We start from the raw sequence: 13,034 nt of genomic DNA, 5'->3' as shown, positions 1-13,034 counted from the left end.
GTGGGATCCCACGAGGTCGATGTGGTGGTCGCAGCTGTTCGCCGTTCTCCTCTCGACAGGCGGTGCTGTTCGCTGGCCGGGGTTGCGGCCGCGTCGCTGGCCATTGACTACCTCGGCGCCAGTTGGTGGCACGAACCCCGTAGGCGCACGATCACGAGTGGCGCGCCGGGCGATGACCGTTCACCCGCCGTGTTGCTCAGGTCCGAAATCGGCTCGACATCGGTCGGCTCCGGATCGTCATACCCTGGTGCGGAAGTGCTCGGCATGTGGGCGGCAGACGACGTCGCGGATCACCTGTGGGGCGCACCGGTTGCCTACGTGGACATGAATTCGTCGCAACCGGTGGATCGTGTGCCCGCTCCCCGGAACAGTCAGCCTGGTGACCGGCTCCTCTTGGCGTGGGATCCGGGATGCCGGGTCGAGGCCGTGGTCGAGGAGCGGGGCACCGGAACGTTGGGTACCAGGCTCGACGGTGACCTTCGTTACTCACCGACCGCGGACCTCCGGTGGAACTGGGCTACCGCCACGGAACCCGGTCCGCACCGACTACCTGGCGAACCACCGGGCGAGTCCACGGGGTAGGACGGCGTCAAGCACCCTCATCTGCCGCTGATCGGGAGCTATTCGTCCCGTGTGGCTTGCCGTGCCCGGCGGCTCGTGCGGCGGGGCAAGTCGTTGCCAGGGTGGCGAACCGCCGTTCACGCCCAGGGCGTCGTCGTTGTCTCAGTGGCCGGCGGCGAGCCGGAATTCGATCAGGCAGCGTTGATCGGTCAGGCCGGTCACCGTGTCGAGGACCAGGCCGTGCGACGAGGCGAGCGCGCGGAACTCGTCGATCCGGCGCTCGCGGCCGCCGAAGATCACGAGCATGGTGAGGTCGCTCTGGCTGTCGGCCCGCAGCCCTCCGACCCCTTCGATGACCAGAACGCGTCCGGTCGGGTGGGCGGCCTCGACGCAGCGGCTCAGGATGCGGTGGGCGTGCTCGTCATCCCAGTTGTGCAGGATGTCGAACAACAAATAGGCGCCCGCTCCGGCCGGGAGCGGGTCGAAGAAACTCCCCGCCGTCACCTGGGTCCGTTCGTCGAGACCGTGAGCGCTGAAGGTGCGGCGGGCTTCGACGGCGGTCGGTTCGAGATCGACCAAGTGGCCGTGCATCCCAGGATGAGCGGCCAGGATCGCGGCGAGCAAGGTGCCGTGGCCACCACCGACATCGACGATGGTGGAAAACCGGGACCAGTCGAAACCGGCGACGATCCGCGGGAGCTGCTCGTGGAACCGGTGCGTCATCTGCCGGTCGAACGACTCGCGGAGGTGGGGGTGCTCGGCCAGGTCGGCCCAGAAGTCCTGCCCGTAGCGGTGCGGGTAGGCCGCTTGACCGGTGGTGATGCTGTGGGCCAGTTCGACGAAAGCCAGCTCGGCGCGGCCGCCGGCGGTGTCCAGACTCAGGAGGTCGGTCAGGCCATTGCCGGCATCGACACAGAGGTTCGCGCCGAACGCGCTCGTCTTGTATCCGGTGGAGGTGCGTTCGACTACCCCGAGGGTCGCGAGGTGGCTCAGCAGGAGATCGAGCGCGACCGGAGCGACGTCGAGCTCGACCGCGAGTTCATCGGCGGAAGCGCCGTCGCCGAGTAGCCGATCCGGCAGCCCCAGGGTCACCGCGACCCGCAGCGTCATCGGCGTCGCCAGCCCGACCATGCGACGGATCGTGTCGTCGTCGTTGTCGTTGAGTGCCACGGAGATCCACGGTGCCACGGCTGTCAATCGAGAATCGATGGCCGACCTCGGGCCGCGCGGCTAGGTGTCGAGCCCGGTCGGCTGGGTGAGGACGACGATGTCGTCTTCGTGCAGGCTGCCGGCGACCACCGTGCCCTCGTGCTCGGCGACGCTGGTGACGAAGCCGTACGGGACGTCGTCGGCGCGCAGGTCGTGGACGACACGTCCGTCGAGGTCGAAGGCCATGACCCAGGCGACGGGGGTGGCCTTGGGCCGCACGGCCTCGGGCAGGTTCCACAGCAGGACGCGCAGGAACCCCGGCAGGGGCAGCAGCTTGTCCAGCAGCGCGTTGCGGGGCGCGGCGATCGCCACCCAGACCAGCCCGTCGCCGCCCAGGCTCATGTTGTCGGGCAGGCCGGCGAGGTTGTCCACGAACGGCTCGTCGGTGCCGGCCTTCGGGCCGGTGAGCCAGTGGCGGCTGATCCGGTACCCGGCGGTCTCGGCCACGAGCAGGTGGGAGGCGTCCGGGGCGAGGACGAGTCCGTTGGCGAACTTGAGGCCGTCGCGGAGCACGGTGACGGTGCCGTCGGGGTCACGGCGGACGAGCAGGCCGGTGCAGGAGTGCTCGATGATGTCGCCGAGGTAGTGCTCCAGGTCCCAGCGGCGGGTGGACACGGTGAACCAGATGGTGCCGTCCGGGCCTTCGACGACGTTGCTGGCGAAGGTGAGCGGCCGGCCCGCGACGGTGTCCACGAGTACCTCGACCGAGCCGGCGGCGGACATGCGCAGCAGGCCCCGGTGGTGGTCGCAGATCAGGATGCTGCCGTCGGCGGCCGGTTGGAGCCCGAGCGGACGGCCGCCGGTGCTGCCCACCACCGTGCGGGCGCCGGTGGCCGGGGCGATGCGCACGACGGTGCCGTCGGCGAGACCGGCGAGCAGGCCGCCCTGGCTGTCGAAGATCACGTGCTCGGGGCCGTGGCCGCCGGTGGGGATGCGGCGGTCGACGACGAAGCGGCTCGTGGCGGGTGTGCGCCCCTGGTCAGCGGGCGGGGTCCAGCGGCGGGGCGAGATGAGGCGGCGGTTCAGGGGCATGGCGGGCTCCCTACCTGGGGCGTCGGCGATGTCGGGGTGATCCGTCGGGCGGCTACGTCGAGTGTCACCCGGGTGGATCTTGGTCCATCGGTGACGGTCGTGCATCGCCGGCACGAGCAAGTGCCCTGGCCTAGCTGGCCGTCGACGTCAGCGGTTGCGTGGGGTTACCAGGCCGGATTCGTAGGCGAGGACGACGAGTTGGGCGCGGTCACGGGCGTGGAGCTTGGTCATGGCCCGGTTGATGTGGGTCTTGGCGGTCAGCGGGCTGATCACCATGCGGTCGGCGATCTCGTCGTTGGACAGGCCGTGGGCGACCAGGGCGACGGCCTCGCGTTCGCGGTTGGTCAGCCCTTTCAGATCGGCGTCGGCACCCATGTGGAGCGGTTCGGTGACGTACCGGTTGATCAGCTTGCGGGTGATCGACGGTGCGAGCAACGCGTCACCACGCGCGGCGACGCGTACGGCGTGGAGGAAGTCCTCCGGCTCGATGTCTTTGACGAGGAACCCGGCGGCGCCGGCGCGCAGCGCGTTGAACACGTGTTCGTCGAAGCCGTAGTTGGTCAGGATGACGACGTGCACCCCGGCCAGGGTCGGGTCGGCGGCGATGCGCCGGGTGGCCTCGATGCCGTCCATGACCGGCATCTGGATGTCGATGAGCGCGATGTCCGGCAGGTGTTGCCTGGCCAGCGCCAGACCCTCCTGCCCGTCGGCGGCCTCGGCCACCACCTCGATGTCCTCTTCGACGGCGAGGAGCGCGCGGAATCCGCTGCGGAGCAGCGGCTGGTCGTCGACCAGCAGGACGCGGATCACGACGTCCGGTCCACGGGGAGTTCGGCGTGGACGGTGAAGCCGCCCTCGCTGCGTGGTTCCGCGCGCAGGCGACCGCCGAGGGCGGTGACCCGTTCGCGCATCCCGAGCAGGCCGACGCCGGGTATCGCGGCGGTGTCCGGCGTGGCCTTGCCGTCGTCCTCGACCCGGATGGCGAGGGCGTCCGGGCGGTAGTCGATCCGGACCGACGCGGTGGCGGCGGAGGCGTGCCGGGCGATGTTGGTGAGCGACTCCTGAACGATCCGGTAGGCGGTCCGGTCCACCGCGACCGGCACGTCGTGTCGTTGCCCGTCGATCGTCAGCGTCGCGTCCAGGCCGGTCGTGCGGGCCCGTTGCACCAGTTCGGGGACGTGGGCGAGCCCGTGCGGCAGGGTCTTGCCGTCATCGCGCAGCGCTTCCAGGGTCGCGCGCAGTTCCCTGGAGGCTTCACGGCCGGCCTCCTGGATCGCCAGCAGGGCCTCCGGCACCTGTTCACCACGCTTGCGGGCCAGGTGGACGGCGACTCCGGCCTGCACCTTGATGACCGAGATCTGGTGGGTGAGGGAATCGTGCAGCTCCCGCGCGATGTGCAGCCGCTCCTCGTCGGCGCGGCGTCGTGCGGTCTCCTCCCGGGTGCGCTCGGCTTCGTCGGCCCGCCGTTCGGCCTGCCGCAGCGCTTCCCCAGCGGCACCCGCAGCGACCAGCCAAGCCAGTTCGAGGGCTCCCCGCGATTGGGCGAGCGCCTCGCCCACGGACATGTCCTGCGGCAGGGCGAGGGCCGCGAGTGGGAGCGCGGCCAGCATCAGCACGGCCGCCACAACCGTGGTGACGCGGTGGCCAGCCCGCACGGCGGCGTACACCGCGAACAGGAACGCGACGGCGGGCACGTCAAAACCGACCGCCTGGTAACCCACCGCGCACAGCCCGGTGACGGCCAGGACGGGAACCGGAGCCCGACGGCGCGCGGCCAGCGCCAGACCGCCGGCCACCAGCAGCACGTATCCGAGTAGGTCGAGATCCGTGGCGGAGTGGTTTCCGGACAGCCCGGCCACCAGCAGCGTCGCCGCCACGCAAACGGCGATCGCCCAACCCCTGACACCGGCCGGAACGCCGAACCGTCCTGTGCTCATGCGCGCACGTTAGCCCGATCGTGCCGCCGACGACTCCTCCCCGAGGACGACCGTCCGCCTACCGCACACGCAGTACTTTCCCGGCCTTTGCCACGTCCGCAGCAGCCGGATGCGGCCCAGGCGGCAGCGCGAATTGCATCCGCCTGCACAACGACCTGCGGTGCGCCCGGCGACAGGATCAGTGCCATCCGAACCTCGGAAACGAGACGCACGAAAGAGGTAGAGGGACATGAACTCATCACGAGCCCTGATGCCAATCCGACTTGTGCTCGCCGTGGCCGGAGCAGCCCTGATCGGAGGCTTCGGGCTCGCCGCACCCGTGACCGCATACGCCTCGGCCGCACCGACGGAGGTGATCCGGCACGGTGGCGCCCAGGTGGCCTTCCAGGTACCGGGCGAACGGGACAACGCCGACACCGTCCAGTTCGGCGTGCTGCCGGCGGACTCGCACGACAAGAAGATCTCCGAGGTGATCAGCAAGTTCACGTGGACCGCACAGTCGGCCAAGGCAGGCGTGAGTCCCGTGCACGCCGAGCAGTCGGCCGCCGCCGCTACCGGCATCGGCTCCGGACGATTCGTGCCCACCGCCGCCGGGGTAGTGGGTCTGATCGGCGTGGTCCTCGGTGGACTGGCCCTGGCCCGCTCCACTCGTCGTGTCGATGCCGGCAACGGGCGACGCGGAGCCATCGCGGCCGGTGTGGCGGGTCTGATCGGCGTGGTCGTCGGTGCGCTGCACCTGGCCAACTCCGCCGGTGGTTTCGGCACCGGCAACGGACGAGCCGGGGCCATCGTCGCCGTGGTGGTGGGACTGACCAGCATGGTCCTCGGCTGGCTCGCTCTGGCCCGCTCCCGCCGCACCGGCTGACCGGCTGACCGGGCTGATCAAGTGCCGCCGGTGAGTCCGGCCGTCCGGTAGCCGTCGTTGCCGGGGTGCCGGCGTCGGTGTGGTCAGCCCTCGGCGGTGAACCGCAGACCTTTGTCGCCCTTGGTGATGGTCAGCGTGTTGGTGTCGACGGCGTAGGTCGCTTCGCCGTCGAGCACGGCGAGCGTGGTCCGCTCCAAGGACATGATGTCCTCCGCGCACGCCTTGCGGGTCAGTTGGCCGGGTCGGAAGGTGATCGTGGAACCGGCGGTCCGGTACTCGGCCCGGTCGAGGTTGCACAGGCCGGAGATCGTCACCTGGTCGGGGCCGAACACGAGCGTGGCGTTGACTCCGGCAGGGGCCGAGCCCGCCGTCGTGCCCTCGATCACGGTGTCGGCCTTCCACACCGTGCCGACCAGGGGGAGTGCCCGCTCCTGGCTCAGCTCCAGCCCGGAGTCGGACGAGCCGAGCACGAGGGTGTCGCCGTCGAGCCGCCACTGGGGTTGGCCGGCGAACAGGTCGAGCAGGAGCTTGTCCTGTTCGTGTCGCGCCGGGTCGCAGCCCATCTCGGTGACGCTCATGTCGGCGACCTGGAGCGTGCCGCCGTCCACGGTGACCGGCCCGGAGAGGGTGTTGCACCCGGCGTTGACCACCACGCGGCCGTCGTCGGTGAACCGCACCTCGACCCGGGTGCCCGCGACGAGTGCCCGTGGCCGGCCCTGGTCGGTGATGGCCGACGCGGTGAACGTCCGACCGCGCAGGGCGCCCTGGTCCGCCGGGGGCGGGGTGGCGCCGCTGCCGGTGGAGGCCGCCTCACGCCCGCAGGCCGCCGTGAGCAGGACCGCCATCAACACCATGGTGTGCCTCATGACCAAACGACGGGACATCGACCCTCTTCGGTTGCACGGGTGCGGGCACGGGGGTGACCCCGTGCCCGCACCCTCGGACGTTACGGCTGTGAGATCCAGTGGTTGATGAACGACATCACGTCCGGCCGGAACCGGGTGCCGCTGTTGGTCGGGTTGCTGCCCGACACACCGTTGGTGTGGATGGCGGTCACGCACCAGCCGCCGCACAGGCCCGCCGTGGTGGAGTTGTTGTGGTAGACCGGCGAGCCGCTCTGGCCGCTCGCGGTGTCGATCCAGTACCAGAGCTTGTTGGCGGTCTGCGAGTAGGTGCTGTCGCCGTCCCACCACATGGTGCCGAAGGGCTTGTCCCCCGGGTAACCCTCGACGTAGAAGTACTGGTTCACCAGGTTCTCGCCGGTGTTGTACCACCAGCCGAACCAGCCGGTGTTGTTGCCGATGTCGCAGGTCAACTTGATCAGGCCGTAGTCGTGGTCGGACGGGTAGCCGTTGATCCAGTTGGACGTGGTCCAGACGTCGTTGATCCCGCCGCTGCACGTCCCGAACGGCGCGTTGTTCCCGGTGCGGCCGGGCGTGACGGTGTACGAGGTCACCCAGCTGCCGTTCCAGTGCACGCAGTGCCCGGCCGTGACCAGCACGTCACGGCTGAGCATGAAGCCGGTGCAGCCGCCCTGGTTGGTTTGCAGGTGCGCGATCGCGCCCCACGGGTACGCGGTGGGCGCGGATTCCTGCACCCGGCCGTCGGCGCCGATGACCGAGTTGGTGCCGACGGAGCCCGGCTCGTCCTTGGTCGCGGTCGCCTTGGCCGCGACCGTGTTGCCGGACCGCCCCGCCGTGGCGGAGCGGAGTGCCGTCGCCGCGTCCGCGGGTAACGTGACGGTCTTGCCCGCGCCGTTGACCATCGTGACGCCACCGGGCTTGACCTGCGGTGCCGCGACAGCCGTGCTCGTCGCCGACTGCGCCAACGCTGATACCGCGACCACGGCCAGCGCCAGCGTCATGATCTTTCTGGATCTCGTTTTACGTACGGTGGACAAGGTTTCCTCCCCTGATGCGTGGCGTTCGATCGCCGCCACGAAGAGGAGAGCCGGCCGAGCCGGGAGAAATACCTCGACCGGAGAACCGGGCCGTCGCACGGAAAGAATTGCCCCGGTTGGCCGAAGGCGTTACGGCACAAGGAGATCAACGCGCTCGACGCACGTACACAGAGTTTATCGCCTGCGCAAAGTATTCGACTGATCACTCCTTGTGAGTTACGTGGTGTCCGAGATGGTGTGCGACGAAGCCGGCACCGGCCCTGGCTCCAGGACCCGTCCGGCGTCGCGAACGCGCTCACCACGTTCGTCCGCGACCTCGCCGCCTCTGAGCGGACCGGTGGTCCCGGCGAACCCCGACGGGCGCGAAGCCGCGGTCGCTCAGCGCCCGTCGGCGGTGGCGCGCCGTTCCGTCACCCACCTCGCGACCTGCGTGCGCGAGGTGAACCCGAGCTTGGACAGGATGTGGTCCACGTGGGATTCGGCGGTGCGCTGGGCGATGACCAGCGTGGCGGCGATCTCACGGTTGGTCCGTCCTTCCGCGATGAGGCCCGCGATCTCGGCCTCGCGCGGGGTGAGCACGTCCGGGGCGGCCACGGCGGCCTGGCGGTGTCGTTGTTCCGGCATCGCCAGCGCCACCGCTTCCTCGGGTGAGCACCCGGCACCGGCCTCGTAGTGCCGGGCGAAGAGTTCGGGGCCGAGCTGCGCGCGGACCTGGGCCTCGACCTCGTCGTGGGCGAACCGGTGCATCGGGTCGTGCGCGATGGTGGCGCCGCTGCGCTCCACCACCGACATCGCCGCGCCCAGCAGCGTCGCCGCCCGCTCCCACCGGTGGTTGGCCGCCTCGCACCAGGCGATGACCTCGACGCAGAGGGCCAGCCCGGTCTGGTCGTCGACCGGCTGCCGCAACCGGATGCTCTCGTGCAGCAGCGGCAGGGCGCCGTCGGGGTCGCCGCGCCGCCAGAGGAGCACGCCCCGGAGCCACAGCGCGTAGGACTTGGACCAGTCGGCCCCGTGCTCTTCGCAGAACGCGAGGCACCGCCGCACGCGTTCCTCGGTGTGCTCGTCGTCGCGGTGCAGGCTGATCAGGGCCAGCTGGAACATGCAGTCGAACGCGCAGTGGAAATGACCGGGGCCCGCCCGCAGGTGCCATTCGAGTGCCTGCTCGAACAGCCGCTCGGACTCGTCGACGTCACCGTGCAGGAACGCGGCCAGGCCCTGGCACTGCCAGATCTTCGGGTAGAAGATGTTGGTCCGGTCCAGCTGTTCGGCCAGCGCGCGGCACTCGGCGAGCATGCGCTCCGGCGCGTCCTGTTCGCCGAGCAGGATCGCGAGGAAGCTGCGCACCCACAACGCCTTCGCGCGCACCGCGCTCGGCTCCTGGTCGGCCTCCAGCGCCCGGTCCAGCCAGGTCAGGCCCTCGCGCAGGTAGCCGGACGAGACCCAGTGGTAGGTCGGGCCCGCGACTTGCAGCGCGGTGCGGCCCTCGTCCGCGTTGAGGCAGAACTCGATGGCGGTCCGCAGGTTGGCGTGGTCGGCGCGCAACCGCAGCAGCCAGTCGACCTGCTGCGCGCCGAAGCACTCGGCCTCGTACCGCATCGACAGCCGCTGGTAGTGGTCGCGGTGACGGCGGCGGACCTCGTGCTCGCGCCCGGCCTCGGCCAGCTTCGCCAGGCCGTAGGACTGGATGGTCTCCAGCATCCGGAAGCGCGTCCGGGCGTCCGGCGGTTGCGCGAGGCGGGCGATGACCGACTTGTCCAGCAACGCGGCGACCAGGATGAGCACGTCCTCGCGCGGCACCTCGTCGTCGACGCACACGGCCTCCACCGCGTCGAGGTCGAAGCTCCCGGTGAACACGGACAGCCGCGTCCACAGCGCGCGCTCCTGCGGGGAGCACAGCGAGAAGCTCCAGTCGACGGCGGACTGGAGTGTCCGCTGGTTCGGGCGTGCGCCGCGCCGTCCCTCCTTCAGCAGCCGGAACCGGTCCGACAGCTGGTCGAGGATCTGCTCGGGCGTCAAGGCGGCCGTCCACACGGCGGCCAGCTCGATGGCGAGCGGCAGCCCGTCCAGCCGCCGGCAGATGGCCGTCACGGTGTCGCGGTTGGCGTCGGTCAGTTCGAAACGGGGTGCCGTGGCACGGGCCCGCTCGACGAACAGCCGCACGGCCCCCTGGCCGCCCCCGCCGTCGTCCGGTCCGACCGGGAGCGGGTCCACGTTCATGAGCTGCTCGCCGTTGACGCCGAGCCGCTGCCTGCTGGTGGTGAGGACCTTCAGCCCGGGGGCGAGCGGCAGGAGCGTGCCGAGCAGGGACGCGCACGCGTCGGGCAGGTGTTCGCAGTTGTCCAGCACGAGCAGGATCTGCTTGTCGGCCAGGTGCTCGGTCAGGCGCATCGTGGGGGAGGGGGACTCGTCACGCAGCCCGACGGCGCCGGCCACGATCCGCGGGAGCATCGTCGCGTCGGTGAGGGGAGCGAGTTCGACCAGCCACACGCCGTCGTGGAAGGCGCGGCGGACGGAGGCGGCGATCTGCAGCGCGAGCCGCGTCTTGCCCACACCCCCGGTGCCGGTCAGGGTGAGCACCCGGCTGGCGGACAACAGGCCCTTGGCCCCCGCGACTTCCCGGTGCCGATCGATGAAGCTGGTCAACGGCGCGGGCAGGTAGCCCAGCTGCCGTGTCCGATTGATGGTGGTCATGAGATGAACGAACCCTTCGGGAACCGCAAGATGGTTCCGCAAGGTTCAGTATGCGCCTCCGACTGCGCCCCTCGCCGCGCCCCTCAGCCCTGTTCGAACGCCATATCACGGGAGGTCGGCGTGCACGGCGCGGCGGGAGATCTGGCATTCCGACGGCGTTCTGACGGCGGTCGGGTCGGTCGAACGATTGTTCTGGTCATGCGGCTTTGCGCGACACTTCACGGTGCATTTCGTCGCCGCACATCACCCGGGCCCCTACGCTGATCGAGTACCTCGGCAAGAACCGGCCGGACGCGGGGGATTTCCCATGACGAAATCGACCATTCTGATCGCGGTGGAGAAAGCGGCGGTCGACAGCGCCGTGCCCGCGGCGAAGGTTGCCCAGGTGTGCGCGGAACTCCGTGAATGCGGGCACGAGGTGATGGTGGTGCATTCCGCCGTCGACGCGGTCTCGGCGATCACGTCGCAAGCCGACCTCGCCGCCGCCGTGGTCAGCTGGGAACTGGCCGGCGGCACGCTCCAGCCCGCCGACGCCGGCCGGCCGGTCGCCGGCGGGGTGTTGCGGATGCTGCTGGACCGGTTCTCCGCGCGGCTGCCCGTGTTCCTGCTGACCGACGGCGACTACAGCGAAGAGACGCCGCTGTGGGTCTCGGAGGTGATCAACGGCTGGATCTGGCTCCTGGAGGACACCCCGGACTTCATCGCGGGCCGGGTCGACTTCGCCGCGCGTCAGTACCTCGACCAAATCCTGCCGCCGTTCTTCCGCGAATTGCGCCGGTTCGACGACACCCACCCGTATTCCTGGCACACCCCGGCCCACGCGGGCGGTATCGCGTTCCTCAAATCACCGGTCGGCCGGGCGTTCTACGATTATTACGGTGAGCGCCTGTTCCGCACCGACATCTCCGTCTCGGTCGGCGAACTGGGTTCGCTGTTCGAGCACACCGGTCCGGTCGGCGACGCCGAGCGCAATGCCGCGCGGATCTTCGGCGCCGACGAGACGTACTTCGTCCTGCACGGCACGTCGACGTCGAACCGCATGATCATCCACAGCGCGGTGGCCAACGACGAGATCACCCTGCTCGACCGCAACTGCCACAAGGCGATCAACCACGGTGTCATCCTCGCCGGGGCCCGGCCCGTCTACCTGGTGCCCAGCCGCAACGGCTACGGCATCACCGGCCCCATCCCACCGCGGCGGCTGACGCCGGACGCGGTGCGCGCCCAGATCGAGCGGACCCCGCTCGCCGCGCGGGCGGTGAGCGCGGACCCGGTGTACGCCGTCATCACGAACTCGACCTACGACGGGCTGTGCTACGACACCGTCCGGGTCAAGGAACTGCTCGGCGCGTCCACCCGGATTCTGCACTTCGACGAGGCGTGGTTCGCCTACGGGCACTTCAACCCGCTGTACGCGCGGCGTTATGGGATGGCGGCCGACGGCTCCGCGCTACCCGACGCGCAGAGCCCGACCGTGTTCGCCACCCAGTCCTCGCACAAACTGCTGGCCGCGCTGTCCCAGGCGGCGATGATCCACGTGAAGTCGGGCGGCAAGGCGCCGTTCGACCGCGCCCGGTTCGACGAGACGTACATGATGCACGGCACCACGTCCCCGCTGTACCCGATGATCGCGTCGTGCGACGTCGCGGCGGGCATGATGGACGGCCCGGCCGGGCAGTGGCTGACCACCGAGGCGATCACCGAGGCGATCAGGTTCCGCCAGGCGATGATCCGGCTCGGCGGGCGGCTGGCCGACGCGGGGGACCGGCCGCCGTGGTTCTTCGGCGTCTGGCAGCCAGCCGAGGTCACCGACCCGGACACCGGCCGGCGGACCGCTTTCCACCAGGCACCGCTCGCCCTGCTGCGCACCGAGCCCGGTTGCTGGACGCTGGAACCGGACGCCGACTGGCACGGCTTCACCGACCTGGAGCCGGGCTTCTGCATGCTCGACCCGGTCAAGGTGACGATCACCTGTCCCGGTGTCGACGCGCGGGGCGATGTGTCGGGGTTCGGCATCCCCGCCCGCGTCGTGACCGCGTACCTGGAGACCCGGCGGATCGTCGTCGAGAAGACCGACGTCTACACGTTCCTCGTGCTGTTCTCCATGGGCATCACCAAGGGCAAGTGGGGCACGCTGCTCGATGCCCTCACCGACTTCAAGTACTTCTACGACAACGACACCGCGCTCGGCGACGTGCTCCCGGAGCTGGTGCGCGCGCACCCGGAGCGGTACGCCCGCCTGACGTTGCCGCAACTGTGCGCCGAGGTGCACGACTACCTGGCCGAGAGCAAGATCGTCCGACTGCTCAACGAGGCGTTCACCAGCCCGACGCCGCCGCCGGCCGTGATGACGCCCGGCGAGGCGTACCAACACTTCATCCGCGGCGAGACGGAACTCGTCGCGTTGGCCGACCTGGCCGATCGCGTGGTGGCCACCCAGGTCACCACCACCCCGCCCGGCATCCCGGTGTTGATGCCCGGCGAGCGGGTGGGCTCGCCGGAGAGTCCACTGCTGGAATACCTGCGCGTGCTGGAGGCCTTCGACCAGCGCTTCCCCGGATTCGCCAGCGAAACGCACGGCGTGCACCACGAAGACGGGAAGTACTGGATCAGGTGCGTCACCGAACAACGCTGATGACGAACCTGCGACGGCCGACCCGGTAGTCCCGCGCCACGGCCGCACCGGCGGCCGGTCATCCCGGAAGCAGTGGTCGCGGGTGCCTTCCGTCCGCACTGTGCGGAATCTTCTCCGGCCGACTCGGCATTCGCGGCGGTCTGCCGGGCATCCGGACTGCGGGGTGTCAGAATGCCGTGGCCACGCCGCTGCTTCCCTGAGTCG

Annotated in this window: 9 protein-coding genes; 2 read left to right on the top strand and 7 right to left on the bottom strand. The window is 70.1% G+C overall.

The annotated features are described in order from the left end of the window. Positions 1 to 723: 723 nt before the first annotated feature. The 4 genes from ALI22I_RS21070 to ALI22I_RS21055 all read right to left on the bottom strand — a co-directional run bounded on the left by ALI22I_RS21070 (position 724) and on the right by ALI22I_RS21055 (position 4,739). Positions 724 to 1,731, bottom strand: a complete 1,008-nt coding sequence (locus ALI22I_RS21070; RefSeq protein WP_443216951.1) for a methyltransferase — start codon at positions 1,729 to 1,731, stop codon at positions 724 to 726. 60 nt (positions 1,732 to 1,791) lie between these two features. Next, positions 1,792 to 2,802, bottom strand: coding sequence for an SMP-30/gluconolactonase/LRE family protein (locus tag ALI22I_RS21065; protein ID WP_077007251.1), 1,011 nt, complete (start codon positions 2,800 to 2,802; stop codon positions 1,792 to 1,794). A gap of 147 nt (positions 2,803 to 2,949) precedes the next feature. Continuing rightward, on the bottom strand, positions 2,950 to 3,612 hold the full coding sequence (locus tag ALI22I_RS21060; protein ID WP_077007250.1) for a response regulator: 663 nt from the start codon (positions 3,610 to 3,612) through the stop codon (positions 2,950 to 2,952). Then, positions 3,609 to 4,739, bottom strand: coding sequence for a sensor histidine kinase (locus tag ALI22I_RS21055; RefSeq protein ID WP_077007249.1), 1,131 nt, complete (start codon positions 4,737 to 4,739; stop codon positions 3,609 to 3,611). The genes ALI22I_RS21060 and ALI22I_RS21055 overlap by 4 nt, the downstream gene beginning before the upstream one ends. A 250-nt stretch (positions 4,740 to 4,989) precedes the next feature. On the opposite strand from ALI22I_RS21055, the gene ALI22I_RS53835 reads away from it, so the two are divergent. Next, positions 4,990 to 5,604, top strand: coding sequence for a DUF6223 family protein (locus ALI22I_RS53835; protein WP_238598488.1), 615 nt, complete (start codon positions 4,990 to 4,992; stop codon positions 5,602 to 5,604). An 83-nt stretch (positions 5,605 to 5,687) separates the two neighbouring features. Here ALI22I_RS53835 and ALI22I_RS21045 read toward each other — a convergent pair whose 3' ends face one another. The 3 genes from ALI22I_RS21045 to ALI22I_RS21035 all read right to left on the bottom strand — a co-directional run bounded on the left by ALI22I_RS21045 (position 5,688) and on the right by ALI22I_RS21035 (position 10,195). Next, positions 5,688 to 6,449 (bottom strand): META domain-containing protein, encoded by a 762-nt coding sequence (locus tag ALI22I_RS21045; RefSeq protein ID WP_179118302.1) that lies wholly within the window; start codon positions 6,447 to 6,449, stop codon positions 5,688 to 5,690. 101 nt (positions 6,450 to 6,550) lie between these two features. Continuing rightward, complete coding sequence (locus tag ALI22I_RS21040; RefSeq protein ID WP_077007247.1) at positions 6,551 to 7,468, bottom strand: trypsin-like serine peptidase; 918 nt, start codon at positions 7,466 to 7,468, stop codon at positions 6,551 to 6,553. A 414-nt stretch (positions 7,469 to 7,882) separates the two neighbouring features. After that, positions 7,883 to 10,195, bottom strand: coding sequence for an ATP-binding protein (locus ALI22I_RS21035; protein WP_077007246.1), 2,313 nt, complete (start codon positions 10,193 to 10,195; stop codon positions 7,883 to 7,885). Between the two features lie 307 nt (positions 10,196 to 10,502). Between ALI22I_RS21035 and ALI22I_RS21030 the strand changes: the two genes are divergently transcribed. Further along, positions 10,503 to 12,830 (top strand): Orn/Lys/Arg decarboxylase N-terminal domain-containing protein, encoded by a 2,328-nt coding sequence (locus ALI22I_RS21030; protein ID WP_077007245.1) that lies wholly within the window; start codon positions 10,503 to 10,505, stop codon positions 12,828 to 12,830. Positions 12,831 to 13,034 lie beyond the last annotated feature (204 nt).

The sequence above is a fragment of the Saccharothrix sp. ALI-22-I genome (genome assembly GCF_001984175.1).
In the GTDB taxonomy this organism is placed as follows: Bacteria; Actinomycetota; Actinomycetes; order Mycobacteriales; family Pseudonocardiaceae; genus Actinosynnema.
The sequence above is the reverse complement of the archived record's forward strand: the minus strand, read 5'-3'. Positions and strand labels throughout refer to the sequence as shown.

Excerpts from the sequence above, each read along its gene's own strand:
- ALI22I_RS21065 (WP_077007251.1), bottom strand. The coding sequence starts at position 2,802 with ATGCCCCTGAACCGCCGCCTCATCTCGCCCCGCCGCTGGACCCCGCCC.
- ALI22I_RS21055 (WP_077007249.1), bottom strand. The coding sequence starts at position 4,739 with ATGAGCACAGGACGGTTCGGCGTTCCGGCCGGTGTCAGGGGTTGGGCG.
- ALI22I_RS53835 (WP_238598488.1), top strand. The coding sequence starts at position 4,990 with ATGCCAATCCGACTTGTGCTCGCCGTGGCCGGAGCAGCCCTGATCGGA.
- ALI22I_RS21045 (WP_179118302.1), bottom strand. The coding sequence starts at position 6,449 with ATGGCGGTCCTGCTCACGGCGGCCTGCGGGCGTGAGGCGGCCTCCACC.
- ALI22I_RS21040 (WP_077007247.1), bottom strand. The coding sequence starts at position 7,468 with ATGACGCTGGCGCTGGCCGTGGTCGCGGTATCAGCGTTGGCGCAGTCG.
- ALI22I_RS21035 (WP_077007246.1), bottom strand. The coding sequence starts at position 10,195 with ATGACCACCATCAATCGGACACGGCAGCTGGGCTACCTGCCCGCGCCG.
- ALI22I_RS21030 (WP_077007245.1), top strand. The coding sequence starts at position 10,503 with ATGACGAAATCGACCATTCTGATCGCGGTGGAGAAAGCGGCGGTCGAC.